Origin of the sequence: Eubacterium sp. 3_1_31, from assembly GCF_964249515.1 — a bacterium.
In the GTDB taxonomy this organism is placed as follows: Bacteria; Bacillota_I; Bacilli_A; order Erysipelotrichales; family Erysipelotrichaceae; genus Longicatena; species Longicatena caecimuris.
Genome location: NZ_CAXUBY010000043.1, coordinates 1 through 25,015 on the forward strand (window position 1 = coordinate 1; position 25,015 = coordinate 25,015).

Genomic DNA, 25,015 nt, shown 5'->3' on the forward strand with positions numbered 1-25,015 from the left:
CGTGTTCAGTTCTCCAACACAATTTTAATTGATTGTGCAGTGTCTACTCTTTTCAAGTAGAAACGTCTCGCACCGTTTTTTCGGGTATAGCATGTACAGAGCTGGTGTATAAGAAACGCTTTATATGATATTGCTTTGCGAATTGCAGCATCGTTTTTGTGCCTAAGACATTCACATCATAAAGTTTAGTGGATACTTTTCTTTGAATATCAACAATCCCTGCGGCATGCAATAGATACACTTCTTTATCTTGTAAGTTCGCAAAAAAGGGAAGCAAACTATCCGATTCTAAGACATCTCCTTTATAATAATGTACATGACTATCATCAGTTGCATGATCCTGCGGCATGATAAGCGCACGTATTTCATAAGATGTTTCATGAAGTTCCTGCAGGATGGCTTTTCCCAAATGTCCGTTTGCTCCTGTTAGTAAGATTGTTTTTTTCATAAACTCACACTTCTTTCCATCATTTTCTGCGCCAACCTTTACGGTATGTGAAAAACGAAATGAAGTTGTGAATATGCAAATCTCTCTCTTATATTATAACGCTATGAAAAGCACTGTACTACTCTTTTACAATGCTTTTACAAATCCTACATTTTCTCATGCGATATTGCATCAGAAAATCATATTTCAAATGTTTCAGATGAAAAATTACTATAAAACCGACCACTTTCTGCCGTAAAACGAAGCACACAATAATCAGGATCACTTACACCTTGCGGATAATACATCGTATCGTTTTCTTGCCAGATCATTTCTTTCGAAACGGCATCTTCCAACACTTCCATTTTTCCTATCAGCATGACACCGCGAAAAAAACGTTTATCACAAAAATAAATACACGCTTTATCATTCTTTCGATACTGCTCTACACGCATCGAAGATGTATTGGTTGTAAAATAGAACACTTTGATACCTTCTCTTTTACGTGGCGGCAACATCGCCTTCGTGTTAGGAAATCCTTTCTCATCAACTGAACTGATGAAAGATACACTTTGTTTATCAATTAGGTTCCCGATCGTTTTTACTTTATCGCGCATACATAACGCCTCCTCATATATCTACACTTTACCTGAAAGTCATTTGTTAAGCAATCGTTTTATTGCTTTTCATAAAATCAATCTTCTTTCATGAGGAAGATTCGCATAAATCTATTTTACATCAAAAGAGGAAGATGCAGTTCTTCGTTCATATACCAGATCAACGATACCGTTATAGCTTTGTGTATGCAACAAAGTTAATTTTCTTTCAATATCCGTGTTATGAAACAATCGTATGCCTGTACCTAGAAGAGTAGGAATAACATTGATATGATATCGATCAATGCTGTCGGCTTGCATGATTTGATTCACAATGGATGCACCACCACAAATCCAGATATCTTTTCCCAGTTGTGTTTTTAAATGTCTTATCAATGCCACAGGATCTTCCATAGTGAACCTTATCTTTTCAGTAGACGCTTCAGTTTGATGTGTAATGATATAACTGGTAAGAGTAGGATATATCCATTGTTTTGGTGATATTTCAGTACGTAGCTGATGATACGTATTTGCCCCCATAATGACAGTATCTACACCTTGGATAAAGGTTTCATATGTAATCATATCATTTTGATTGGCATCCTCCCCTGCTAACCAAAAAACTTTGCCATTTTTATCAGCGATGAATCCATCTAAACTCATAGCGATAAAAAGAATTGTTTTACGCATAACATAACCGCCTTTCATTGTCTTTTCTAGTATGGCAAATTATAGGCTGTTTATAAGGTGATGGATGATAATGTAAACAACATATTAAGGAAGCTGTTCTTCTTTTGGATTTCCATAAGCAAACATTAAAGGCTTGATAAGTCACATTATTTTAAGCTTTTTCATCAAAGCTATCGGTTCCCTTACAATTTAAAAAAACGATATCTTGCATATCCATTACGGAATCAACATATCGTTAACCTTATATATGGTGGAGGTGGCGAGAGTTGAACTCGCGTCCAGAAACAGCCCCACGTACAGACATCTACAGTTTAGTCCATTACCAATATTCAACAGGTAACAATGGACAGCTCCTATTGAAGGTGTTCAATTTATTTTCGTGATCAATCCCTTGAACTAGAATTGAACCTTATCCTTCGTGAATGAGATGCTCATCTAGTATGCCAAAGGACAACATACTAGCGGCAGCTGCGAACCTATGTCGGTTATTAAGCAGCAAAAGCCATTCTCTGGTTTGCACCAAAGATGTTAGCTAATTTAGTTTTTCCGTTTAAATTTAATTGGTTATTACGTAACCACTCGACTGCCGTCTGTACCAAGCGTATCCCTGTCGAAACCAGTACACCCCCGGTTTTAGGTAGTTGTAGTTTACCACAAAATACCGCAAACTACAACTGTCCTAATATTGGTTTTTTAAAGCTTTTTCAATTTCACGTTTCGCATCTTTTTCTTTCTGAACATTTCGCTTATCATGCAAATCTTTACCTTTTGCTAAGACAATTTCCATTTTAGCTTTTCCCTTTTCCAAATATAATGAGATAGGAATCACCGTATAGCCCTTTAACTTCACCTTTTGTTGCAGCTTTATAATTTCACTCTTATGCAGCAACAGCTTACGGATACGCGTTTCATCGTGATTAAAACGATTGCCGAATTCATATTCCGGGATATGCATTTCTTTGATAAAAGCCTCATTGTTCGTAAAACTGATATATGCATCTTTGATCTGGGCATGCCCCTTACGAATCGCTTTAATTTCCGTACCCTGTAACACCAAACCGGCCTCAAAACGATCTTCCAGAAAATATTCGTGGGATGCTTTCCGATTAAATACGATTACTTTTCTACCAGCTGTCATAGCTTCACCTCTTTAGTTTATGTCAAGGAACAAAAGATATGCCTTTAACGGCCCCTTTTTCCCCTCTTTTTTGTTAACAATGCAAAATCAACTTCACGTTTAAACCGATTTGCATCAATACATCTAACCTGGACTTTTTGTCCCATGCGATACACATTTGCCGTATGCTCACCAATTAGACTGTGACTCACTTCATCATAATGATAATAATCATCTTCCATGGATGAGATATGCACCAAGCCTTCTACCGTATTATCCAGCTCAACAAACATTCCAAACTTAGTAATACCACTGATGACTCCTGCAAAACGCTGTCCGATATAGTTTTCCATATACTCAGCCTTTTTCATATCATCTACGGTTCGTTCGGCATCCACAGCATTACGCTCACGCTCACTTGCCTGAATGGCTGCCTGTTCACACCATTGTTCATCCTGTTTCATTTTATCTACATCTTCAGATGATGTAAAGATATATTTTCGCAGCATGCGATGTACGATCAAATCCGGATAGCGGCGAATCGGTGATGTAAAATGCAAATACTCCTTTAAGCCCAGTCCGAAATGTCCCAAACAACGATTATCATAGCGCGCTTTCTGCATGCTTCTTAACATGAAACTGGATAACACGAAATAATTATCCTGTCCTCTGGCTTCATCTAATAAAGCCTGTAGCTGTTTTGGATGTACGTCTTGGATACCTCCCTTAAACGTATATCCCAATGTTTTCGCAATACGTGCAAACTCCCGCATTTTCTTAGGTTCAGGAGCTTCGTGAATACGATACATCGATGGCGTTTCCAGCCATTTCATATGCGTGGCTACAGTTTCATTTGCCGCTATCATAAAATCTTCAATGATGCGCTCTGCTTCTCCACGCTCACGTAAGACGATATCTTTTGGTTTCCCTTTTTCATCAACCAGAATTTTAGCCTCTCTGCTATCAAAATCAATGGCGCCAAGTCCTTCTCTGCGTCTGCGAATGATTCCAGCCAAAACCTTCATATCTAAGCACATCTTTAACAAATGAGGATAAGCTTTTTGTGTTTTAGCATCACCGGATAATATCTTATTCACATTCGTATAGGTCATTCGCTCATTGCTATTGATCACACTAGGAAAGATACGATAATTCATTACATTGCCTGTACGATCTATTTCCATCATACAAGTTATGGTTAAGCGATCCACATGGGGATTTAAGGAACAAATGCCATTGCATAACGCGTGAGGCAACATCGGTACGACGCGATCTACCACATATACTGAAGTCCCCCGATGATAAGCCTCTTTATCAAGCGCCGTATTTTCTTGTACATAATAGGAAACATCCGCAATATGCACATAAAGACGATAGCCTTTTTCTATCTTCTCAATACTGATGGCATCATCTAAATCTCTGGCATCTTCCCCATCTATAGTAATTGTCAACAGCTTACGCAAATCCTCACGATTCTTCAATTCATTTACGTCCACTTCTTCTTTTATGCCAGCTACTTCTGCTTTCACTTTTTCATTGAATTCAGGAACGATATCTTTTTCAAGTAAGATACTTAAAATATCAATCCCCGGATCATATTTATAACCGATTTCCTTTTCAATATGACATTTTAAAACCGTTCCATAACTATCAATATGAAGCAGAACTTTAGAATCATTCACCAATTTAAAATCATCATAATTCGTAATTTTGATTTTACGATTGTTTAAATAAGAATCAGGTAAGAAATACTTTGATCCTTCTTTGATTTTTACTACCCCCACGATATGCGTGACGCTATGTGAAATGACTTCGACCACTTCACCCTCTACACTTTTATCATTATTGGTCCATGTTCTGGCATATACAACATCTCGATCCATACCGAAACCCAATCGTTCTCTGGCTATATAGTAACTGTCATCCGCTGTTTCCACAAAGCCAAAGCCTTTCGGATTTATACGCAGCGTACCACTCACATACCCTAGTTTTTCACTAAGGAAATAGCGATGTCGCTCATCTCTGGCAATAATACGTGCAGCTTCCAAATCGTTTAATAATTTCATCAATTCTGTGAAGGCAACACTATCTTCCATTTGGATCATCCTGGATAATTGTTTCACATCCATACCACGATAATCGTTTTGTTTGATCAGGGCGAGTAGTTCTTCTTTTTTGCTCATTATTTGCCCTCCTTTTCATTATGAACTTATAGTTATAGTATACCATTCCACGCTTATTTCATAAATATGATAGCGCATTTTATCTAGATCTTAACAATTTGCGGAACTTCATAAAAAAAGACCTTGCACGGTCTTAGTCTAAAATACGGATAATTATAACAAGAGCGAAAAAGATAATTCCTGTTACCATAGTAACATTAGATATGATTTTTTCAGATCCTCTTTCTTTGACATTGGCAAACAGATTCAATCCATCACTTCCACCAAATGCACTTCCAAGACCATCTGACTTTCCGCTTTGTAATAAGGAGAGTATTATCAAAATGACCGATGCAATCATTAATAGTATTTCTAAAATGCCCATGATAGTCCTCCTTCCTATTTCTCGATACCTTACTAGTATAGCAAACAATGCTAATAATTACAATATTGTTTCGAAAATATTTAAGATACATGCAAGCAAGGGCAGATTGTTTCATGAGAAATGCTCACATACGTGATATCACACATTTCTTGTTTGAACGTAATGAACTACCAGATACTACAATAAGATAACATCTAAGAACGCTTTAAAGGAAAGGAACACTGTTTAAGAATTCATGATATCCTTTCGCAGTGTTCCATTAAGTACTTATTTAATGTTTGTAAATATTATAGAAGGCAGATTTCCCAGGAAATACTGCTACATCACCCAACTCTTCTTCAATACGAAGCAATTGATTATATTTGGCAATACGATCAGTTCTTGACATAGAACCAGTCTTAATCTGACCGGCATTGAATGCCACTGCAATATCGGCAATCGTCGTATCTTCAGTTTCACCGCTTCGATGGGATACAACTGCCGTATACCCATGTTTCTTAGCCAGCTCCATAGCATCAAAGGTTTCCGTCAATGTGCCAATCTGGTTTACCTTGATCAAAATGGAATTAGCGATATCTTTATCAATACCTTCCTGTAAGATTGCCGGATTTGTTACATATAAATCATCACCAACCAACTGGATTTTCTTGCCTAAATGCTCCGTCAGTTTCTTCCAGCCATCCCAATCACGTTCGCCTAAGCCATCTTCAATCGAAATAATCGGATATTTTTCTACCAGTTCATCATACCAGGCAATCATCTCATCGGTTGTTTTAGAACCCTGACCTGATTTTTTCAAATCATACATTTTCGTTTCCGTGTTGTAGAATTCACTAGCCGCAACATCCATAGCAATGCAAATATCTTCTCCGGCCTTATAACCAGCAGCTTTGATTGCCTCCATAATAGCTTTCAATGGCGCTTCGTTATCTTCCAGATTCGGTGCGAAACCACCTTCATCACCAACAGCTGTTACTTGGCCTTTTTCCTTTAATACTTTTTTCAAGGCATGGAAAGTTTCAGCACCCATTTGAATTGCCTCTTTCATACTTTTAGCACCAACCGGCATAATCATAAACTCCTGGAAATCTACCGAAGAATCCGCATGACTTCCTCCATTTAAGACATTCATCATTGGCACTGGCAATGTTTTCGCATGAATACCGCCTAAGTAACGATATAATGGCAATCCATAAAAGTTAGCCGCAGCATGGGCAACCGCTAAGGAAATACCTAGGATGGCATTTGCACCATATTTAGACTTATCCTTTGTACCATCAGCTTCAATCAAAGCTTTATCAATTGCCGCCTGATCAGTAACATCCAAACCAATCACCACATCTGCCAAGATTTCATTCACATTGTTTACGGCAGTCATGACACCTTTGCCATTAAAGCGATTCTTATCACCATCGCGTAACTCTAAGGCTTCACGCTCTCCGGTGCTGGCACCACTTGGTACAATGGCACGGCCAAATGCTCCACTGACCGTTTCCACCTCAACTTCTATGGTAGGATTTCCTCGAGAATCGAGAACTTCTCTTGCGTGTACATCAACAATAACAGACATAATTTTGTCCTCCTTTATTATCTATTCTCAGTATAACACCAGGAACTGTACAAAGAAAGAAGTTTGCTCAATCTAACTAAATTTCACATATTTCTATAACAATTCCTGTAAATCATCTACGATATGCGTAGGATGAATACCTAATCGATCAATATCCTCTCTTTGATGAACGCCGGTTGTCACAAAAATGGTTTCAACCTGATTGCGTACACCTAACAGAATATCTGTTTCCAGATTATCACCGATGAGTATCACATCCTCTTTCTTTTTATGTAAAAAGTCTAAAGCTTCTTCCAAAATCGTATCATGAGGCTTACCAATTTTGGGACTTTTTTGTTGTGTTGCATATTCAAACATAGCCACAACAGAACCATTTCCAATGGAAAAACCATCCGGCTGTGCCAGTATGCGATCATCATTTGTCCCAATCAGCTTGGCGCCATTTAAAAGCAGCTTTAAAGCTTTGGAATATTTTTCATAAGTTCCGGAAGTATCTAAGCCGACAAAAACAAAATCAGCGTTTGTATCATCAATGGTAAACCCTTCATCCTCCAGAGCTTCTCGTAAACCATCCTGTCCGATATAATATGCTCTTCTGCCTTCATAATGCTTACGGGCATAGATAGCTGCAGCCATAGCACTAGTGAAAAAATGTTCTTCCTTGATACCGCAATATCCCATGCGTTCCATATGTTCTACATTTTGGCGTTTTGTGCGTTTGGCATTATTCGTTAAAAAGTAAAATTCTTCCTTGCGTTTGATTAATTCATGAACGAAGTGCATAGCACCTTCGATCAATAAAGTTCCCCGATACATTGTTCCATCGAGATCAATTAAATACGTTTTCTTCATCTTATCCCTGCTTTCTTACCCATAATAGTAAAGCATATCCTACTGGGAAAGCAAGCGTTATCTGTTTCTGCTGCGTGTTTTTCGTTTTCCTGGATTGATTAGAATCATACCTGCAAGAATCAGTCCTACCGGCCAGTAGTGTTCTGCTATGTAAGAAAGGTAACCATATAATTGCTGTTGATTGATGCTTGGCTCAATCAGCAGAAGGATGCCACTGATACCCAGAATGATTCCAATGCGTTCCCTCATATTATCACTTCCTGCTTACAGTATAGAAAGACATTACTGCTAATTTTGTCAGATTGCGGAAGAAAACCATTTTTTTATGTTTTTATCAAATTTATCAACAGGTTACCATCTTTAAACCGTATCATATACTACCCATATATTGTGATTCACTTATTATAAACGGCTGACATCTTATGTTTTGCTTTGCATGTTTATCCGCTTTGTTATACAACAAAGCCATTTTCATCCAAATAAAAAAAGCCTCAAAACCAGATTGGTTTCAAGACTATTTACATCTGTTTTACAGCTCTACTTTTTCTAAGTCACCATAACTGATTTCAGTTGGCGTTTCACGTCCAAATAAAATCAATAAGACGATAGCTGTTTGGGAATCCTCGTGTAACTCTTCCACCGTTCCTTCGGAATTCGCAAAAGCACCACTTAAGATACGAACACGATCTCCTACAGCAAAGTCAATCTGTACTTTACGCTCACTCATGCCAAGACGTCGCAGAATTGCTTCCATTTCATCTTCGGCAACAGGGAAAGGCTTAGCTCCACCACCACTGGATCCGATAAATCCGGTAACTCCCGGTGTGTTACGTACAATATACCATGCCTCATCTGTCATGATCATTTCTACGAATAAATAGCCGCTGAAAGGATTTTTGGTCTTTTCAACTTCTTTGCCATTTTTATATTCGATCTCTTTTTCCTCTGCTACAACGATGCGAAACAGAAAATCCTGCAAGCCCATGGTTTCAACACGACGCTCCAGATTTTCCTTAACACGGTTTTCATGTCCGGCATATGTATTTACCACATACCATTGTTTTTTCTGTTCTTCTGCCATGTCTTGCCTCCTACATTCCAATTAATTTCAAAAAGCCGGATGATGCAACCTGACATAGGAAGAAAAACAATCCTAAAACAGCTGTAAATGCGATGACCGTCGCACTGTCTTTTGCCAAATCTTTGCCCTTCGGCCAGCGAATTCGTTTCATTTCGGTTAAAATACCATTAATACTGAACCACTTCATAAGAAACCTCCTTATTTTGTTTCTTTATGTATCGTATGCTTGCCACACTTCTTACAAAACTTTTTCAATTCAATACGCTCATTATGCGTTTTCTTGTTTTTTGTAGTTGTATAGTTTCGAGAAAGACATTCGGTGCAGGTGAGAATTACTTTATCGCTCATGAAAAAAACACCTCTTTCTTTGCTTATTAACTTTATCATAAAGTCTTGTCTTAGTCAATTCCATCTTTTTGCTTACGCAGTTTTCGCACCATATAATCTATGGTATTACGCGATAAATGCATCTTTTCCGCAATTTCTTTATAAGTATATCCCTGCATACGCATAGCAAGGATTTGATATTCCCTCTCTTTAAGAATAACTTTTGATTCGCTTAACAGCTGTCGCAATTGTTCATTCTGCAGTTCTTTTTTGGCATGTGGAAATGCTTCATTTCCTTCCCTGAGATAATGACCACTTTCATCACAGACTTCAAATCCATATAACATAGTAAATTCATCTATATGACTCTGATAGCGCGCTTGCTTTTTCACATAATCAAGAATTACATGCTTCACAATTTTCATGTAATAAGTAGCAAAGGAGCTTTGTTTATCCATCTGATAGGAGTCAATTGCTTCTGCAAGTTTAATCATGCACAATTGATATAACTCTTCACGATTTCGCTGATTCATCCCAGTGCTATGCTGATGAATCATTCGCCAAACTTTTACGCTATAGTTCTGTATGAAAAGATGCAATGTGACATCTTCCATTTGCCGATACATATAAAGAAGCTCATAATCATTTTTACGATTGGTGTTTTCCATAATACCCTCCTCGTGAGAGCATGGAAAAGGATTACGTTATTTATCATATACGATATACAATAGGACATACTTCTTCCTGCATGCTATTGAAGTAAGTATTTATAAAGGATGTCTTTGGTTGTAGATTTCATACAACAAAATGCCGCAGGCAACACTGGCATTCAAACTGGTTACAACCCCTTCCATAGGAAGTCGTACACAATAATCACAGTTTTTCTTTACCAAAGAACTGATGCCAAAGCCTTCACTACCCACAACTATTACGAGTGGTACATCGTATTGCCCTTCGCGATAATCGCGAGAATTTTCGAAATCAGTACCAACAATCCAAAACCCCTGTTTCTTTAAATATTTAATGGATTGTGCCAGGTTTGTCACCATGGCGACCTTTACCGTATCAATGGCTCCGGTACTGACTTTTGCCACCGTCGGGGTTAAGCCAACATTGCGATGTTTACCAATAATGACACCATCCACCCCAACACAATCACAGGTACGTAAGATTGCTCCCAAATTATGGGGATCTTCCAAACCATCCAACATCACGAACAAAGGCATTTTACCTTTGGGTATGCTTTCTAACAATTCCAATAATTCATATGTCTTATAGTCATCAATTTTTGCAGCGATTCCCTGATGATTTCCCTGTAACATACCATCCATTTTTTTACGCGGTAAAATCTTACATGTGATCTTATGCTCCTTGATAAGCTTTTCTAAAGCTGTATCTCGCATACCTTCTGCCATTAGGATCTCATAGATTTTTTTATCCTCCTGCAGCAACTGTTTTACTACATTTTTACCATATACATATTGTGTCATTTTACATCTCCTAATGCAACAATGCGTTGCCATAGCTGTAAAAGCCGTTCTTCTTTTTTCATCAGATACAGCCAGCCAAAAACAGCTTCTAAGCCGGTAGCTTTGCGATAAGTGATAACATCCGCATTTTTTGCCTTACTTTTAGGATTGGTATTTCTGCCACGTAAGACAATAGCCCATTCTTCTTCTGTAAAAAAGCCCTCGGTTTCTAATTGATTCAAAAATCCTGCCTGTGCTTTGGCACTGACCCATGCCTCACTGAATTTTTGTAAGTCTTTGGATTTCTGATAACCTTTCGATAATAGCAGCTCTCTTACATACAGTGACATCACAGCATCTCCCATGTAAGCCAAGGAAGTGCCATTATACTCCTGTATTTCCATTACAGAATACCCTTTTCGATAAGGCGCGCACGATAGTCATCGGCCGTAGCAAAATCTTTTTCCTTCACTGCAGCTTTCCACTTGTGATGCAATTCTTTATCCTCATCGGATAAGATCAAGCGGTTATTTTCAATTCCTAACACATCCAACATCGTTTCCACTGTTTTGACAATTCTTTGCAAGAAAGTCAAATCAACTTCCCGCTGGCGAATCGTCTGATTTAAGACTTTCACTGTCTCAAACAAAGCTGCAAAGGCATTTGGCGTATTCATATCATCCTGCATTGCATCCATGAATGGGGTAAGCAAAGTATCTTCTGCTTCATCTGTAATCTCCACATCCGCAAGAGCTAGCTTTACATACGCCTGTTTTAAAGAAGTCTGTACCTTTTGCAATTCCTTCTTCGCTGTCTCAATGGCCTCTTCGTTAATATTCAGAGGGCTGCGATAGTGTGCCGATAAGAATACCCAGCGTAATACATTGCCGCCAATCTTTTCAATCATGTCTTTAGCCCAAATGACATTTCCTAGTGACTTACTCATTTTTTCACCGTCGATATTCACCATTCCATTGTGAATCCAATAGTTCGCAATCGGTGTTTCATAAGCCGCTCTTGATTGTGCAATCTCATTTTCATGATGTGGGAATTTCAGATCCATACCACCGCCGTGAATATCAATTGTATGCTCTCCATGAAATTCCTTATTGATCATGACAACACACTCTGTATGCCATCCAGGTCTTCCAACGGACCATGGGGAATTCCATTGTATGCCCTCATCCGTACGTTTCCACAAGGTGAAATCCAAAGGATTTTCTTTCTTGCTGTTTTCATCGATACGCGCTCCCACCATCAAATCATCGATTTGTTGATTTGACAGCTTCCCATAGGTTTCCACACTGTTGACACGAAAATACACATCTCCATCAATTTCATAGGCATGACCTTTTTTCACTAACAGTTCAATAAAGGCAATAATGGCATCCATCGTTTCTGTAACCCTTGGCGCTGCATCTGGCATCATGGCATGCAATGCCAGACGATCGTCGTTATAGGCTTTGATAAATTTTTCCGTAATCTCTTTTTCACTAACTCCACATTCTTTTGCGACTTTGATGATTTTATCATCTACGTCGGTATAATTTGACACCATTTTCACCTTATATCCTAATGCCTGAAACGTTCTTTTCAGTGTGTCAAAAACAACGATGGGGCGGGCATTTCCTATATGAGGATAATTATATACGGTAGGGCCACATACGTACATATTGACCTCATGTTCATGGATTGGTTTAAACTCTTCGATCGTCTGATTCATACTATTGAATAGCTTCATAACTTACCTCCTAGCAATAAAAAAAGCACTTCGACTGCAAAGACGCCTATCTTAGACGCGGTTCCACTTTGCTTGAAATATGCTTTTCCACTCTTCACGTATAACGCCGTGTCACGTATTTTTCTACTTATCGAAAAATCCCTCAAAGGGGCATTCCCTGTTACCTTATGCTTTCTGCTTCCACCATCCAGAAATCGCTATGCCACAATGGTATCAAGTACTCATCCTTTGTCATCAGTTTTTTATAGTATAACAAGCTTAAGGCCAGAGTTCAATACTAACTCTTCCCTTTTTGTTCATCTAAAAGCTTCGTAATATCTTTGAACTGTTCCAATAGATCTTCTTGGATGCTGCTTTCTTTTAGTTTATTCACATAGACAGCATCAAGTTCATCCAAATCATCAAGTTCGTTTGTTTCTCCTTCATCATTGGTATTTAATTTCGTGCGTAATGCCATCCATCTCACCTCCGAATGCTTATAGTTTACACCTTTTCACAATATTTAAAAAGTGCTTTCCTCAACATTTATAATATTTATCATGGTTTTCATAGAGTTCTAAGACGAAATCACCAGTAGACAAGCTAGGCTCATATGTGTAAAAAAAGGAAGACAGCAAAAAAGGACTGCAGCATTAAGCCACAATCCTATTTAAGTTCTTACAATACTTGAATTAAGCTAATTCAGAGAAGTATTTGATTGTTCTAACCATCTGGCTAGTGTAAGAGTTTTCGTTATCATACCAAGATACAACCTGTACCTGAGTATTTCCATCTTCCATTTCGATAGCCATTGTCTGAGTAGCATCGAACAGAGATCCAAAACGCATACCGATGATATCGCTAGATACGATTGGGTCAGTGTTGTAACCGAAAGATTCGTTAGCAGCAGCTTTCATAGCAGCGTTGATTTCATCAACCGTAACTTTACCCTTAACAACAGCAACTAAGATAGTAGTTGATCCTGTAGGAGTTGGAACACGCTGAGCAGAACCGATTAATTTACCGTTCAGTTCAGGGATTACCAAACCGATAGCTTTTGCAGCACCTGTAGAGTTAGGTACGATGTTTACTGCAGCTGCACGAGAACGACGTTTGTCACCTTTTCTCTGAGGTCCGTCTAATGTCATCTGATCACCAGTGTAAGCGTGAATGGTTGACATGATACCGCTCTGGATAGGAGCTAAGTCATTTAATGCTTTTGCCATAGGAGCTAAGCAGTTTGTTGTACAAGAAGCAGCAGAGATAACTGTATCTTCTGGTTTCAATACATCGTGGTTTGTGTTGTAAACAACTGTAGGTAAGTCATTTCCTGCAGGAGCAGAGATAACAACTTTACGAGCACCAGCTTCGATGTGAGCCATTGCTTTCGCTTTTGATGTATAGAATCCTGTACATTCTAATACTACGTCAACACCTAATTCTCCCCAAGGCAGGTTTTTAGCATCAGCTTCAGCATAGATAGTGATTTCTTTTCCATCAACTGTGATTGATTTTTCACCAGCTACTACTGTATCAGCTTTTTCATAACGTCCCTGTGTTGAGTCGTATTTTAATAAGTGAGCCAGCATATCAGGAGAAGTTAAGTCGTTGATTGCAACTACTTCATATCCTTCAGCTCCAAACATTTGTCTGAATGCCAGACGTCCGATACGTCCGAATCCATTAATAGCAACTTTTACTGTCATCTTCAAAGTCCTCCTTTTAACACCCTTATTATACGTATTATCCTTTCTCTTGTCAATTGACAATTCTTTCACTTATACACTTTTTTACAGCCCTTCCTAAGCTTTTTCTGCTTGTTTCAAAATTCCCATTTCTGCAAGCCTTTACATTCTTCGCTAACCTTGAAAACATGGAAATGGACAAGTGGATATGCACATAAAAGCTTGTGTTTTTTCATTTCCATACATCGTTAAATACAACTATTCGTAAATATATCGTCTACGTCAAAGAAAGTTCTACATCCTTATCCATCTGCAAAATGATGGTCAATGTATCTTTCTCAATCAATTCACTGCGCCCATCCGCATAACGTCCGATATAATAATCATCCTGTTCTCCAATCGCAGCATAACGTGGTGTGATTTCATGCTTGCCATCCATGCTCAGCAATCCCATCTTTCCTGTTTTGCCATAACCCTGGCGTGTAAAGAAAGCAAAATGATTTTTATATAAGACTCCATACATAGATCCACTGCTAATGCCCGCAAACTGTGTTCGCTTCTTGCCTTGCAAATCGTATACGGTTGATGTTGTATGAATTCCTTCCGTCAAAGGCGATTCCTTCACCAGTACCCCTTCCGGTTCACCATCCAAATACACAAAGCTTTCATCCACATCTCCTTGCAGCACCTTTTCTCCCTTCATATCGTACAGCGTACATACCGCATGTGTACAATGCTGAAACAGCCTGCCAACGCGTGACATTTCATCATGCGCCTTCCCCTGCTTTAGCGTTTCCCCTTTTTCATTGATCACCCGGCTAAGCCCTGCCTCACGCACAATGGCATACCCATTTTGAAAACCATCTCCATGACCTTTCACTTCCAAATATGCTTTGCCTTCCTTAGTAAAATACGCTGTCGTATCTTCTTTATCCACCCAAAAGCCTTTTTCATCGATTCCAATAACCTTCATAGAAGCATCCTTTTGCACACGTGCAACACAAGGAATTAAGGTCTTTCCTTGTAATGTTAGGATGCCATAATGGCCATCCTTCACCACTTGAAAGCCGACACCCTCTATATAATCGAAAGCATGAAAGAGATTTCCATCCGCATCCTTATCACAGGCATCATATAGAAACTGCACAACGACATCTCCACGTGTATTGATGATGCCACTTTTCCCATCACGGACTGCCTGATAATACCCACTAAATTTATCATTGAAAGAACCGTAATTCAAAGGGCGCAGCTGCTCATACACAAATGCACTGCATGGTTTTCCTTCTTCATTCAAGATAGCGGCCAATCCATTCTTATACCCTATCGTATACGCATGTTTCGCATAGGTTTGAATATCCGGAAAACGCTTTATCTTATCATACAGGAACTTTGTTTTCTGATTACCCTTCGTATCAAAGATGGCACTTTTATTCCCCTGCTCCATCCATACAATCGGATCGTGGAATGATTGTTTCACCAAACGCGCATCTATCGTTTTATGTTTCTGGCCATCCTTATCAAACACCATCGTCTTTTCCTGTTTCCGAGCAAAGAAATATCCACTATCATAAGCATAGAGAATACGTTCATATTCCACAGGCAACAAGATTTGATTCTGTTTATCAATCACGCCATACTTGCCATCTTTTTGCGCAATATACACGTCTTTTTCCTGTGTTATCAAATCATATTCACAAGGAATCATCACTTGTTTTTGCTTATTCATAAAGCCATATTTCCCCTTTTGCTTCACTTTCATATATCCATCACTGTTCACATATCCCAAAACGATGGTATCCTTTTGCTTTACCTGCTTTTGTTTTGTACTATGCTGTTGACAGCCACACAACAATAACAAACTTAAAAAACACATCCCTATTTTCTTCATACCCGCTTTTCTCCTTTTGTTCATTGTAGCACATTTCCTTCTGCGACGTTTTACATTTCCATATGGATTTAAGAAAGTATAAGGAAAAAGTATTAAACCTTTTGCTTCGCGCATACTTATATACAGACAGATTGGAGTGATGTTATGGTGATCGTTCCTACCATCATTGAACGCAATGCCGCAAGTGAACGTGTATATGACTTATATTCTTGCTTATTAAAAGAGCGTATTATCATATTAACAGGGGAAATTGATGATGCCATGAGCAGCAGTATTTGTGCGCAGCTGTTATATTTGGCAAGTATCAGTAAAGATCCGATTCAAATGTATATCAATTCACCCGGAGGAAGTGTCAGTGCCGGTTTAGCCATTTATGATGTGATGAAGTATATTTCCTGTGAAATTGCCACAATTGGCATGGGCATGTGTGCCAGTATGGCAGCAGTTTTACTATGTGCAGGGGAAAAAGGAAAACGCAGTGCCTTACAAAATGCTGAAATTATGATTCATCAGCCGCTTGGCGGTATGCAAGGGCAGGCAAAAGATATGGAAATCGCCGCGCAACATATCAATCAATTGAAACAACGCTTATATCATATTTTAAGCAGTCAGTGTGGACAACCTGTTGCCACCATTAAGAAAGACTGTGACCGTGATTATTATATGGATGCGATAAGCGCAAAGGCTTATGGCTTAATTGATACCGTCATAGAAAACGGCTCTCATTAAAGAGAGTCGTTTTTGTTGGATAGCTAACATGTAGCTAACATTATTTTAAGGAGAAAATAGCCCTTCGCAATTGACCAATATCCTTATGCGTATAGATTTTTTCTGTTGTCGCATAGGAGGTATGACCAATCAAGCGCTTGATACTTGTCGCATTCGCACCAAAGTTTGACAGCCTTGTCGCAAAGGTATGGCGACAATCATGAGGCAAATGATTCATATCCAGCATATTCATGATCTTATCGAAGTAATTGTTACGATAGGCATGGTAATTGATCTTCGCCCCTGTTTCTAAATCACAAATTAGATATTCATTTCCCATATTGTAATAGTTTAATACATAATCCTGGATCCGCTCATGAATTGGTACGACACGATTTTTACCGGCTTCCGTTTTATTCCCACCGCGGATTGTCAAATTCTGTAAATCAACATCTTTGGTCTTGATCTGAAACAATTCGCTGACCCGAAATCCCGTGTAGATCATAATCAGAATCGTATCCACAAACGGTATATTATCATGTGCAAACAATACCTCAATCTCTTTTTCACTAAACGGCTTATGAATTTCCGGTGGCCGTTCTTTCTTATTGATCGTGACATATTTTGCATAATTCTTGTTTATGATATCGTTTTGTACGGCATATTCGCATACTAAAACCATCAGTGATTTTAATTTCAGATCACTAGCCACAGATAATTCACTTTCATCCATGATTCGCTGAAAGTGAATGGTCTTTAACTCTGATAACTTGCAATGCCAGATGGGTTCACATTTGGCATACGCTGCCTTATAGCCATTGATGGCATTTTGTGAGATACAGCGAAACTTCATACTTGACCATTCCTGATAAATCGTTTCAAACGTAATTGTCCCAAGCTTTTGAATTTCCTCAAATAATACCGGATTCTTGTTATAGTTCCAAAGTGAAAATTCCGCCATCTCCTGTGTTTCGTAATACCCAATGATCTTGCGCTTTTGTTTATAACCAGCATCATTGCTGTGACGCAATGAAATGGTTACACAAGCGACCCATGGTTTTCGTCGGTTTCCTTGCAGGCGATAGACACTCCCCATGCCATTCGCCTTTTTGATGCCATAGTTACCGCTCATCTTCAACACCTTCTTATACTTATTCCCTTTACATATTAACCTTACTATGTTATGCACATGAAAGCAACGCTTTCTTATAGCGTTACTAACACGTAGCTAACACTTTCACAAGTCTATAAAAATCATAATATCCCTTAATTTCAAGCCATTTTTTACTTTTTATACCTCATTCATAAATTACTTAAATAAGAATTCGCTTAAACAGAAGGGAGATTTATCATGGATATTATTCAAATTATCTTGTTGGCAGTCGTAACCTTTATCTTTGCGATTGACCAATTCTCTCTGACTGAAACACTGTATCGTCCAATTATCTCTTGTACTATTATCGGTGCAATCTTAGGTAATATGGAAATCGGTCTTTTAGTTGGTGGAACGTATGAAATCATGGTTATCGGTAACATGCCAGTTGGTGGAGCTCAGCCACCTAACGTAATCATCGCTGGTGTTGCCGGATGTATCTTAGCTATCAAAGCTAACATGGAAGTTAATGCTGCTTTAGGTACAGCTGTTATCTTCTCAATCTTCGGTCAGTATGTTGTTACGTTAGTATTTACATTCATGGCTGGTCTTATGTCAAAAGCTGATAAAGCAGCTGCAGAAGCAAATCCTAAGGGAATTGCACAGGTTAACTACATTTCAATGGTAATCCTGGGAACACTGTTCGCTGTTATTTCTATCCTGTGCTATGTTGGTGGAACAGCTATGGCTGACACTCTGCAGCAGATTGCTACAGATTACTCTTGGTTTACAGCAGGTTTAACAGCTGCTGGTGGTATGATGAAGTTTGTCGGTTTCGCTATCCTGATGAAGATCATGATGGCAAGCGATCTGTGGGGCTTCCTGCTTGCAGGTTTCGCTTCTGCAATCATCTTAAGCTACATCCCTACAGGCTTTGCATTTAATGCAGAAGCTGGTAGTGTAGCTGCTAGTGGAACAATGAGTGGTGTTGCATTATTATTGCTGGCATTCATTGGTATCTGTATCGCAATTTACGACTTCATGATCAATATTAAGATTAAAGAAAATGCTGGTAGCAATGCAGGAGGTATGAGTGATGGAATCTAATACAATGACAACATATAAAGATCTTACACCTGCTCCTAAAGTTGACAAAAAAACATTAAATAAAATGGTTTGGATGTCTACCATGCTGCAGGCAAGTTTCAACTATGAAAGAATGCAGTCCAGTGGATGGCTGTGGGCTATGTTACCTGGTTTGCAGAAAATTCATACAAACAAAGATGACTTAGCTGCATCTATGACACACAATATGGACTTCATTAATACACACCCTTACTTGGTAACCTTCGTAATGGGTATTGTATTATCAATGGAACAGCAGAAGATGGATATTCAGACAATTCGTTCTGTACGTATCTCTACTGCAGCTCCATTAGGTGGTATCGGTGACGCATTGTTCTGGTATACATTTGTACCTATCGTTGCTGGTGTTACAGCTATCCAGGCACAGAATGGAAATATCTTAGGACCAATTCTGTTCTTCGTTATCGTATTCGGTGCACAGATGGCTTTACGTTTCGCTTTGATGTATTGGTCTTATAACTTAGGTATGTCAGCTGTAGCTTCTTTAACAAAACATGCGAAAGAATTTACACATGCTGCATCTGTTATGGGTATCTTCATCGTTGGTGCTTTGATTTCTAACATGGGTTCTACTTCTTTAGAAATCGTCTTCTCTTCAGGCGGATTAACTACAAATGTACAGGGTCAGTTAGACTCTATCCTGCCTAAAGTAATTCCTTTGGCATTAACTTTAATGTGCTATGCTCTGTTGAAGAAAAAATGGACACCAATCAAATGTATCGTTCTGCTGTTAGTAATCGGTATCGTAGGATGTATGTTTGGTGTATGGGCAACTGGTGGTGCTTATACGGCATTAATTCCAGTTCCTTGGCACGCATAAAATAGTAATATTGCTCTCTCAAACCTTAAAACAGGTACAATTGATATCTGTATGCAGGTCATCCACTTGGGTGACCTGTTTTTTCATTCCTATGTTAATGTAGAGGGAAGATGTTCCTATATGTATTAGGTTATCGTAAGTTATGAAGATGGTTCTATTTCATTAAAGGTAATAAAAAAACCTTTTGATTTCTTTTGAATCAAAAGGAGGTGTCAAAATGAATTGACTACATTATCACACACAGTTACTATACACTTATAGTTGTGAAATTGTAAATATACGATTCGAAAAAAGTCGAAATATTTGTGATTCATGCTATAATGAAAACAATAAAGTAGAGGTGTTATTATGAGTGCCGCAAGTATCATTATCATAATCTGTGGCGGTGTTGCCTGGTTTACCTATCGGCGCATCAAACAGTTTCCTATCATCGCCATACAGGGAGCATTTCAAAGAGCAGATTACCAGCATGCCTTAGAACTCTTAAATGGCGCTGGTGCTGAGAAATTATTATCCCCCTTGGAAAAAGATCGTTTACTGATGAAAGCTTATTTCATGGCAGGCAAAAAGAACGAATTTCTAGAACAGATTGCAAAGATTGCCCACACACAATATAAAAAAGGAGATCCAGCAAGTGTATTAGAGCCTTGGTATTACCACAGTTTACGATGCAAGCATACGGAGTTTGCGAATGCCTACCAACAAGCATTGCATGCGTGTGCTGATGAACAAACCTTGCAAATAGCAGATCTCGCCTATCAAATATTATTAGAGAACAGTCTGCATGATATTACTGCCCTTGATGAATACATCTGCAAGATACGAAGTGCTGATTTCCATGCCGGTTTATTATATTATTTAAAAGGTAAATTATGCTTTCATGAAAATGCCATCGAAGAAGCATTGCATGCTTTCGATAATGCATTATTTAATTTTGAAACGGCTGAATCTTATCTATTTTATGATGATGCCAAACAGTATATTGATACTTATGGAAATTCCTCCTATTTGCATTATGGAAAAGCTGATGTAGCAATTCATACCGATATTGATATGGTAGAAAGATATCGTATGGTTCCTAAAAAAGATGCTAAATAGTTCTCTTACCACCTACATCAATGGAATAGACGTAGAATTGACGTATCTTACTAAGGTACGTTTTTTCTTTTTGTTTCAACGTATTGAGTTCACTATGCAACATCGTAAGAAAGAACAAAGCCCGTTCTTGGCATGAGAAAAGGCCATTCTTGCGAATGACCTTTAAACTCAAATGTAGATAGAGTTATTAGTTTGAGAGAGCACCATCTACTATTTTAATTTAGATTAAGCAACTACATTCCAAGGTACTGGTACTAATGGTGTGTAATCGCCACCCCAGATACCGAAGATAGCTCCAACGATACCGATAACCAAGAATAAACCGATACATTTTGTAGGAGTCCAGTTTTTCTTCTTGATCAAGAAGTAGCACATCAAAGTGAACAGTAATGGAATTAAGCAAGGCAGGATCTTATCTAAGTATTCCTGAATGTTAATGAATACGTCAACCATAGTTTTTCCGTCTTCAGCAACAGTCTGTCCGTTAGGGATAGAGATACCTAAGTGAGTTCCGCCACCATAGTTAGAAATCAAAGCACCTACAACGAATACACCAAGCAGAGAAGCTGCATGAGTGAATTCTTTTGCATGAGCAGTCATCATAGATACAGCTTTTGTACCTAAGTTATAAGACCAGTACATTAAACCATAACGCAATGCCATTTCAGCACCAAATGCGATGATGAAGTACAGGATTGGTCCCATCATGTTGCCGTCGATTGCCATGTTAGCAGTCATACCAGCAGTGATAGGAATCAGTGTATACCAGAACAATGCGTCACCGATACCACCTAAAGGAGCTGCAGTAGAGATACGTACAGAACGAATTGTCTGAATATCCATTTTCTGCTGTTCCATAGAAAGAACCATACCCATAACGAATGTTACTGCGAATGGGTGAGTGTTCAAGAAGTCCATGTTGTGTGTCATGGATGCAGCTAAATCATCTTTGTTTGTATGAATTTTCTGCAAACCTGGTAACATAGCCCACAGCCATCCAGCTGATTGCATTCTTTCATAGTTGAAAGCTGCCTGCAGCTGCATAGAGCGCCATACCATTTTATTTAATGTTTTGTTATCGACTCTGGCAGCAGGGGTAGTGTCTTTATAAGTTGTCATAGCATTAGATTCCATCACTCATACCTCCCATTCCGCTTCCAGCGTTTTCTTTAATTTTTGATGTTGTTAAGAAGTCATTCAATGCAATAGCGATACCGATGAATGCAACTAAGATCAGAGCAGCTGATGAAGTTGCAGGAATGTTTCCAAGGATCAATGCGAATGCGAAACCTGCAAGCAGGTAGCCCCACAAATCGTTAGAAAGCATAATTTTCAGCAGGATTGCGAAACCAACGAAACGCATCATACCACCGGCAGCACCTAAACCACCCATGAACCAGCTAGCGTTCTTAGAGATTTCAGTCAATGTATCTGACATACCAACTCCAGCACTATAAGCAACGATTGCGATTAATGCAAACAATCCGCCTAAACCAGCCATAGAGATGTTCAATACAGCAGTAATTCCTTTAGGATTAGCTTCAGCAGCAGCTTTGTCAGCTTTAGCCATTAATCCAGACATGATAGTGAACATTACAGTTACTACATACTGTCCGAAAGTAGCGAAGATCATACAAGCACCTAATGCAGCGTTTGTATCCATGTGTGCCTTAACCGCGAAGATCATAGCAACAACGCTACCTAATACGGCGTTAGGTGGCTGAGCTCCACCAACTGGCATGTTACCGATCATCATCAACTCGTAAGTACCACCGATAACAAGACCCATGTTTACATCTCCAAGGATCAGGCCGATGATAGGACAAGCGATAATTGGACGGTATACGATTTCTGTTAATGAGAACTGGTCAATTGCAAAGATGAACGTTACAATGGCCAGCAGTACACATTCAATAATATTGAAGTCCATAAGTTTCTCCTTCCATTATTTAATTTTTCATTAAACAACACTTTTGTAATAAATTCTCGTTAAATTATTATTTAAATAATTTATCAATTGGTTCTGCAGCAATATCTGGAACTCGTTTGATTTCCAGTTCAACACCCAAGTCCTGCAGTTTTTTGAAAGTTGCAACATCGTCATCATTAACAGCAACAGAAGTAGCAACCTGACGTTTACCTTCTGCCATGTGCATGTTTCCAATGTTTACTTTCTTAATAGGAACTCCACCCTCTACTAATCTTAGTACATCCTGTGGAGTTTCACAGATGATAGCGATGTGCTGCTGTGGGCTAGCTTTACCGATGATGTTGATTGTCTTTTCGATACTGAAGTATCTTGTCTGTGCATAAGCTGGTGCAGCCATATTCATCAGACCCTGACGGAATTCATCACCTGCTACGGCATCGTTTGCCACTAATAATAAGTTAGCTCCAACGACTCCACACCACTGTGTTGCAACCTGTCCGTGAATCAGACGGTTGTCGATTCGTGTTAAAACGATATCTGGCATGTTTGCTCTCTCCTTTCTATCTGTTTAAACATGAACTAGCGGCAGCGCTTTATGATGAGGTGAATGCGCTACGTAAACCCTTTCAGTTCACTTAGATTTTATGCCAAAATGGATGTGATTTCTTTACACTTTTTATTAGTGATTTTGCACTTTTTAGCAATTACGCCCATTTTCATCTACTAATTAATGCAAATAATCAGAAATATCCATACATTTCGCAAAAATTTACATACGTACTTACTTTTGGGAAAAATGTGATAAAAGTAATTGACATATGACATTTTATTCATCGATTATCACATAATGTAAACACTTACATAAAACAGGCGAGTTTCTCTCACATTTTTATCCATATTCTTTTCTCATTAATTTCTTTTCTGGATGCACAAAATTTGCTATACTATTCATAAAAGAGGTGAACTTCTCATGTTTAACAAAACAACTAGTTTTATTTTTAACAAATATGGGGAAATCGTAAATGATTTGACTCGCCGTCAAAGCATCAAAATGACACACTCTGTATTAAAATTGAAGGATAAAGAATTCACATCTTATTATACATATAATAGTGATGTGTATGTGAAGGTATTATCGGGTATCGTCATGCTCGTAGTCAGCAAAGATGAAAAAGCAAAAGAATTTGAACGTTTTGTCATCCACCGCTTTATTAAAATAAAAAAAGGTGTGAAGTTTAATTTCATCACGATCACCCAGACCTCCAAGGTTGAATTAGAAACTGATTTCAAAGCGAAAAAGACCTATGTAAAAACATATGATGGAAATCCTATCAGTTATGAACCAATCATTCCAACCTTTTCCGTAAAAGAAATCCTTGGTTATTACTATCAGGTACGCAATGCCAGCTACACCTTTCCCGGTGAACAACATAATTATTGGGAACTCACTTTTATTGATAATGGAGAACTAGCAACAACTGTTGATGATGAAGAATATCGTTTAGACGAAATGGATCTGATTTTATATGCGCCGGGACAGTTTCACACACAAAAAACAGGAGATGCCCAGTCATGCAGTTACTTAACGATCCTCTTTGATATGGACATTCCGGATTCTTATTTAATTACAAATCGTGTTTATCACGCTCATCGTGATATTCACAATGCCCTGAATAATTTCATCAAGGTTTCTAATAATGAAATGCTTTATGACAGTGAATTGATGATTTGTTATATAAAAGAATTATTGATTAAAATCCTACAATATGATTTCTTATCCAGTTCTCCGGTAGCATCTACCCCTATGCAGCAGCGCTTTGAAAATGAATTACTGAATGAAATTGTCATTTATATCAACGATACGATTTATGAACAATTAACCATTGAAGAAATTTGTAATCGTTTCTCCATATCACGTTCCAGTCTGCAAACGTTATTTAAAAACAACCTAGGAACGGCACCTAAACAATATATCAGTGATTTAAAATTAAAGAAAAGCAAACTATTAATCAAAGAGAGTGTATATACGATCAGTGAGATATCCAGTATGTTGGGATTTACCTCAATTCATTATTTTTCTCGCAAATTCAAACAACAATTCGGTATTACACCAACAGATTATGCAAAAACCATTTACAATTAAAGCATGAAAAAAACCGCATTGCATGCGGTTTCAGACTGTCGACAAACTCAAATGAGTTAGTTGATGGTCTTTTTAATATATACAGAAAAGATGATAAGGAAAATG

The 25,015-nt window shown here is 38.4% G+C and carries 28 protein-coding genes, 1 other RNA gene and 1 other annotated feature; of the genes, 5 read left to right on the top strand and 24 right to left on the bottom strand.

The window, feature by feature from the left end:
* Nucleotides 1–52: 52 nt before the first annotated feature.
* The 20 genes from ACESSZ_RS13515 to ACESSZ_RS13610 all read right to left on the bottom strand — a co-directional run bounded on the left by ACESSZ_RS13515 (nucleotide 53) and on the right by ACESSZ_RS13610 (nucleotide 15,972).
* Nucleotides 53–448, bottom strand: coding sequence for an NAD-dependent epimerase/dehydratase family protein (locus ACESSZ_RS13515; protein WP_499842844.1), 396 nt, complete (start codon nucleotides 446–448; stop codon nucleotides 53–55).
* A gap of 179 nt (nucleotides 449–627) precedes the next feature.
* Complete coding sequence (locus ACESSZ_RS13520; RefSeq protein WP_008690631.1) at nucleotides 628–1,044, bottom strand: pyridoxamine 5'-phosphate oxidase family protein; 417 nt, start codon at nucleotides 1,042–1,044, stop codon at nucleotides 628–630.
* Between the two features lie 111 nt (nucleotides 1,045–1,155).
* Nucleotides 1,156–1,713, bottom strand: coding sequence for a dihydrofolate reductase family protein (locus tag ACESSZ_RS13525; protein ID WP_008690630.1), 558 nt, complete (start codon nucleotides 1,711–1,713; stop codon nucleotides 1,156–1,158).
* A gap of 248 nt (nucleotides 1,714–1,961) precedes the next feature.
* Nucleotides 1,962–2,342: a transfer-messenger RNA gene (gene ssrA / locus ACESSZ_RS13530) on the bottom strand.
* Between the two features lie 50 nt (nucleotides 2,343–2,392).
* Entirely contained in the window at nucleotides 2,393–2,851 is a 459-nt protein-coding gene (smpB, locus tag ACESSZ_RS13535) for an SsrA-binding protein SmpB (protein ID WP_008690629.1), read from the bottom strand.
* A 44-nt stretch (nucleotides 2,852–2,895) separates the two neighbouring features.
* Nucleotides 2,896–5,013, bottom strand: coding sequence for a ribonuclease R (rnr, locus tag ACESSZ_RS13540; RefSeq protein ID WP_008690628.1), 2,118 nt, complete (start codon nucleotides 5,011–5,013; stop codon nucleotides 2,896–2,898).
* Nucleotides 5,014–5,146: 133 nt separating this feature from the next.
* Nucleotides 5,147–5,377 (bottom strand): preprotein translocase subunit SecG, encoded by a 231-nt coding sequence (gene secG, locus ACESSZ_RS13545; protein ID WP_008690627.1) that lies wholly within the window; start codon nucleotides 5,375–5,377, stop codon nucleotides 5,147–5,149.
* 271 nt (nucleotides 5,378–5,648) lie between these two features.
* On the bottom strand, nucleotides 5,649–6,947 hold the full coding sequence (eno, locus tag ACESSZ_RS13550) for a phosphopyruvate hydratase (protein ID WP_008690626.1): 1,299 nt from the start codon (nucleotides 6,945–6,947) through the stop codon (nucleotides 5,649–5,651).
* Nucleotides 6,948–7,040: 93 nt separating this feature from the next.
* Nucleotides 7,041–7,799, bottom strand: coding sequence for an HAD-IIA family hydrolase (locus tag ACESSZ_RS13555; RefSeq protein ID WP_008690625.1), 759 nt, complete (start codon nucleotides 7,797–7,799; stop codon nucleotides 7,041–7,043).
* A gap of 57 nt (nucleotides 7,800–7,856) precedes the next feature.
* Entirely contained in the window at nucleotides 7,857–8,048 is a 192-nt protein-coding gene (locus ACESSZ_RS13560) for a hypothetical protein (RefSeq protein ID WP_008690624.1), read from the bottom strand.
* Nucleotides 8,049–8,328: 280 nt separating this feature from the next.
* Nucleotides 8,329–8,880, bottom strand: coding sequence for a transcription termination/antitermination protein NusG (nusG, locus tag ACESSZ_RS13565; protein WP_008690622.1), 552 nt, complete (start codon nucleotides 8,878–8,880; stop codon nucleotides 8,329–8,331).
* Between the two features lie 10 nt (nucleotides 8,881–8,890).
* Complete coding sequence (gene secE / locus ACESSZ_RS13570; protein ID WP_008690621.1) at nucleotides 8,891–9,067, bottom strand: preprotein translocase subunit SecE; 177 nt, start codon at nucleotides 9,065–9,067, stop codon at nucleotides 8,891–8,893.
* An 11-nt stretch (nucleotides 9,068–9,078) separates the two neighbouring features.
* Nucleotides 9,079–9,228, bottom strand: coding sequence for a 50S ribosomal protein L33 (rpmG, locus tag ACESSZ_RS13575; RefSeq protein WP_008690620.1), 150 nt, complete (start codon nucleotides 9,226–9,228; stop codon nucleotides 9,079–9,081).
* 50 nt (nucleotides 9,229–9,278) lie between these two features.
* Entirely contained in the window at nucleotides 9,279–9,875 is a 597-nt protein-coding gene (locus ACESSZ_RS13580) for an RNA polymerase sigma factor (RefSeq protein WP_008690619.1), read from the bottom strand.
* Nucleotides 9,876–9,974: 99 nt separating this feature from the next.
* Complete coding sequence (gene rlmB, locus ACESSZ_RS13585) at nucleotides 9,975–10,697, bottom strand: 23S rRNA (guanosine(2251)-2'-O)-methyltransferase RlmB (protein WP_008690618.1); 723 nt, start codon at nucleotides 10,695–10,697, stop codon at nucleotides 9,975–9,977.
* Nucleotides 10,694–11,080 (bottom strand): Mini-ribonuclease 3, encoded by a 387-nt coding sequence (locus tag ACESSZ_RS13590; protein WP_008690617.1) that lies wholly within the window; start codon nucleotides 11,078–11,080, stop codon nucleotides 10,694–10,696. Before ACESSZ_RS13590 ends, rlmB begins: the two co-directional genes overlap by 4 nt.
* Nucleotides 11,080–12,417, bottom strand: a complete 1,338-nt coding sequence (cysS, locus tag ACESSZ_RS13595; RefSeq protein ID WP_331866739.1) for a cysteine--tRNA ligase — start codon at nucleotides 12,415–12,417, stop codon at nucleotides 11,080–11,082. Before cysS ends, ACESSZ_RS13590 begins: the two co-directional genes overlap by 1 nt.
* A 35-nt stretch (nucleotides 12,418–12,452) precedes the next feature.
* Nucleotides 12,453–12,661, bottom strand: a binding site (T-box leader).
* 33 nt (nucleotides 12,662–12,694) lie between these two features.
* On the bottom strand, nucleotides 12,695–12,874 hold the full coding sequence (locus ACESSZ_RS13600) for a hypothetical protein (RefSeq protein WP_008978230.1): 180 nt from the start codon (nucleotides 12,872–12,874) through the stop codon (nucleotides 12,695–12,697).
* A 214-nt stretch (nucleotides 12,875–13,088) separates the two neighbouring features.
* The gene (gene gap, locus ACESSZ_RS13605; RefSeq protein WP_008690611.1) at nucleotides 13,089–14,102 is read right to left on the bottom strand and encodes a type I glyceraldehyde-3-phosphate dehydrogenase; all 1,014 of its coding nucleotides are present in this window, start codon (nucleotides 14,100–14,102) and stop codon (nucleotides 13,089–13,091) included.
* Between the two features lie 256 nt (nucleotides 14,103–14,358).
* On the bottom strand, nucleotides 14,359–15,972 hold the full coding sequence (locus ACESSZ_RS13610) for a WG repeat-containing protein (RefSeq protein WP_331866738.1): 1,614 nt from the start codon (nucleotides 15,970–15,972) through the stop codon (nucleotides 14,359–14,361).
* Between the two features lie 144 nt (nucleotides 15,973–16,116).
* Here ACESSZ_RS13610 and ACESSZ_RS13615 point away from each other — a divergent pair, with 144 nt between their 5' ends.
* Nucleotides 16,117–16,701, top strand: a complete 585-nt coding sequence (locus ACESSZ_RS13615; RefSeq protein ID WP_331866737.1) for an ATP-dependent Clp protease proteolytic subunit — start codon at nucleotides 16,117–16,119, stop codon at nucleotides 16,699–16,701.
* 40 nt (nucleotides 16,702–16,741) lie between these two features.
* On the opposite strand, the gene ACESSZ_RS13620 is transcribed toward ACESSZ_RS13615, so the two are convergent.
* Nucleotides 16,742–17,812 carry a tyrosine-type recombinase/integrase gene (locus ACESSZ_RS13620; RefSeq protein ID WP_008690608.1) on the bottom strand — a complete coding sequence of 357 codons (1,071 nt, stop codon included), beginning with the start codon at nucleotides 17,810–17,812 and terminating at the stop codon, nucleotides 16,742–16,744.
* 219 nt (nucleotides 17,813–18,031) lie between these two features.
* On the opposite strand from ACESSZ_RS13620, the gene ACESSZ_RS13625 reads away from it, so the two are divergent.
* The 3 genes from ACESSZ_RS13625 (at nucleotide 18,032) to ACESSZ_RS13635 (ending at nucleotide 20,837) form a co-directional block, all read left to right on the top strand.
* A complete protein-coding gene (locus ACESSZ_RS13625; protein WP_008690598.1) occupies nucleotides 18,032–18,880 on the top strand; it encodes a PTS mannose/fructose/sorbose/N-acetylgalactosamine transporter subunit IIC in 849 nt (282 codons plus the stop codon).
* Nucleotides 18,870–19,739, top strand: coding sequence for a PTS system mannose/fructose/sorbose family transporter subunit IID (locus ACESSZ_RS13630; RefSeq protein ID WP_008690600.1), 870 nt, complete (start codon nucleotides 18,870–18,872; stop codon nucleotides 19,737–19,739). Before ACESSZ_RS13625 ends, ACESSZ_RS13630 begins: the two co-directional genes overlap by 11 nt.
* Before the next feature lie 348 nt (nucleotides 19,740–20,087).
* Nucleotides 20,088–20,837 (top strand): hypothetical protein, encoded by a 750-nt coding sequence (locus ACESSZ_RS13635; RefSeq protein ID WP_008690603.1) that lies wholly within the window; start codon nucleotides 20,088–20,090, stop codon nucleotides 20,835–20,837.
* 225 nt (nucleotides 20,838–21,062) lie between these two features.
* Here the strand turns inward: ACESSZ_RS13635 and ACESSZ_RS13640 are convergent, their stop codons facing one another.
* The 3 genes from ACESSZ_RS13640 to agaB form a co-directional block, all read right to left on the bottom strand.
* Nucleotides 21,063–21,971 carry a PTS system mannose/fructose/sorbose family transporter subunit IID gene (locus ACESSZ_RS13640; protein ID WP_008690606.1) on the bottom strand — a complete coding sequence of 303 codons (909 nt, stop codon included), beginning with the start codon at nucleotides 21,969–21,971 and terminating at the stop codon, nucleotides 21,063–21,065.
* Nucleotides 21,961–22,767 carry a PTS sugar transporter subunit IIC gene (locus ACESSZ_RS13645; protein ID WP_117547974.1) on the bottom strand — a complete coding sequence of 269 codons (807 nt, stop codon included), beginning with the start codon at nucleotides 22,765–22,767 and terminating at the stop codon, nucleotides 21,961–21,963. The genes ACESSZ_RS13640 and ACESSZ_RS13645 overlap by 11 nt, the downstream gene beginning before the upstream one ends.
* Nucleotides 22,768–22,834: 67 nt before the next feature.
* Complete coding sequence (agaB, locus tag ACESSZ_RS13650; RefSeq protein ID WP_008690597.1) at nucleotides 22,835–23,311, bottom strand: PTS galactosamine transporter subunit IIB; 477 nt, start codon at nucleotides 23,309–23,311, stop codon at nucleotides 22,835–22,837.
* Between the two features lie 426 nt (nucleotides 23,312–23,737).
* Between agaB and ACESSZ_RS13655 the strand changes: the two genes are divergently transcribed.
* Nucleotides 23,738–24,910 (top strand): helix-turn-helix domain-containing protein, encoded by a 1,173-nt coding sequence (locus ACESSZ_RS13655; RefSeq protein ID WP_499842845.1) that lies wholly within the window; start codon nucleotides 23,738–23,740, stop codon nucleotides 24,908–24,910.
* The last annotated feature ends 105 nt before the right edge of the window (nucleotides 24,911–25,015 follow it).

Excerpts from the sequence above, each read along its gene's own strand:
- ACESSZ_RS13515 (WP_499842844.1), bottom strand. The coding sequence starts at position 448 with ATGAAAAAAACAATCTTACTAACAGGAGCAAACGGACATTTGGGAAAA.
- ACESSZ_RS13520 (WP_008690631.1), bottom strand. The coding sequence starts at position 1,044 with ATGCGCGATAAAGTAAAAACGATCGGGAACCTAATTGATAAACAAAGT.
- ACESSZ_RS13525 (WP_008690630.1), bottom strand. The coding sequence starts at position 1,713 with ATGCGTAAAACAATTCTTTTTATCGCTATGAGTTTAGATGGATTCATC.
- smpB (WP_008690629.1), bottom strand. The coding sequence starts at position 2,851 with ATGACAGCTGGTAGAAAAGTAATCGTATTTAATCGGAAAGCATCCCAC.
- rnr (WP_008690628.1), bottom strand. The coding sequence starts at position 5,013 with ATGAGCAAAAAAGAAGAACTACTCGCCCTGATCAAACAAAACGATTAT.
- secG (WP_008690627.1), bottom strand. The coding sequence starts at position 5,377 with ATGGGCATTTTAGAAATACTATTAATGATTGCATCGGTCATTTTGATA.
- eno (WP_008690626.1), bottom strand. The coding sequence starts at position 6,947 with ATGTCTGTTATTGTTGATGTACACGCAAGAGAAGTTCTCGATTCTCGA.
- ACESSZ_RS13555 (WP_008690625.1), bottom strand. The coding sequence starts at position 7,799 with ATGAAGAAAACGTATTTAATTGATCTCGATGGAACAATGTATCGGGGA.
- ACESSZ_RS13560 (WP_008690624.1), bottom strand. The coding sequence starts at position 8,048 with ATGAGGGAACGCATTGGAATCATTCTGGGTATCAGTGGCATCCTTCTG.
- nusG (WP_008690622.1), bottom strand. The coding sequence starts at position 8,880 with ATGGCAGAAGAACAGAAAAAACAATGGTATGTGGTAAATACATATGCC.
- secE (WP_008690621.1), bottom strand. The coding sequence starts at position 9,067 with ATGAAGTGGTTCAGTATTAATGGTATTTTAACCGAAATGAAACGAATT.
- rpmG (WP_008690620.1), bottom strand. The coding sequence starts at position 9,228 with ATGAGCGATAAAGTAATTCTCACCTGCACCGAATGTCTTTCTCGAAAC.
- ACESSZ_RS13580 (WP_008690619.1), bottom strand. The coding sequence starts at position 9,875 with ATGGAAAACACCAATCGTAAAAATGATTATGAGCTTCTTTATATGTAT.
- rlmB (WP_008690618.1), bottom strand. The coding sequence starts at position 10,697 with ATGACACAATATGTATATGGTAAAAATGTAGTAAAACAGTTGCTGCAG.
- ACESSZ_RS13590 (WP_008690617.1), bottom strand. The coding sequence starts at position 11,080 with ATGGAAATACAGGAGTATAATGGCACTTCCTTGGCTTACATGGGAGAT.
- cysS (WP_331866739.1), bottom strand. The coding sequence starts at position 12,417 with ATGAAGCTATTCAATAGTATGAATCAGACGATCGAAGAGTTTAAACCA.
- ACESSZ_RS13600 (WP_008978230.1), bottom strand. The coding sequence starts at position 12,874 with ATGGCATTACGCACGAAATTAAATACCAATGATGAAGGAGAAACAAAC.
- gap (WP_008690611.1), bottom strand. The coding sequence starts at position 14,102 with ATGACAGTAAAAGTTGCTATTAATGGATTCGGACGTATCGGACGTCTG.
- ACESSZ_RS13610 (WP_331866738.1), bottom strand. The coding sequence starts at position 15,972 with ATGAAGAAAATAGGGATGTGTTTTTTAAGTTTGTTATTGTTGTGTGGC.
- ACESSZ_RS13615 (WP_331866737.1), top strand. The coding sequence starts at position 16,117 with ATGGTGATCGTTCCTACCATCATTGAACGCAATGCCGCAAGTGAACGT.
- ACESSZ_RS13620 (WP_008690608.1), bottom strand. The coding sequence starts at position 17,812 with ATGAGCGGTAACTATGGCATCAAAAAGGCGAATGGCATGGGGAGTGTC.
- ACESSZ_RS13625 (WP_008690598.1), top strand. The coding sequence starts at position 18,032 with ATGGATATTATTCAAATTATCTTGTTGGCAGTCGTAACCTTTATCTTT.
- ACESSZ_RS13630 (WP_008690600.1), top strand. The coding sequence starts at position 18,870 with ATGGAATCTAATACAATGACAACATATAAAGATCTTACACCTGCTCCT.
- ACESSZ_RS13635 (WP_008690603.1), top strand. The coding sequence starts at position 20,088 with ATGAGTGCCGCAAGTATCATTATCATAATCTGTGGCGGTGTTGCCTGG.
- ACESSZ_RS13640 (WP_008690606.1), bottom strand. The coding sequence starts at position 21,971 with ATGGAATCTAATGCTATGACAACTTATAAAGACACTACCCCTGCTGCC.
- ACESSZ_RS13645 (WP_117547974.1), bottom strand. The coding sequence starts at position 22,767 with ATGGACTTCAATATTATTGAATGTGTACTGCTGGCCATTGTAACGTTC.
- agaB (WP_008690597.1), bottom strand. The coding sequence starts at position 23,311 with ATGCCAGATATCGTTTTAACACGAATCGACAACCGTCTGATTCACGGA.
- ACESSZ_RS13655 (WP_499842845.1), top strand. The coding sequence starts at position 23,738 with ATGTTTAACAAAACAACTAGTTTTATTTTTAACAAATATGGGGAAATC.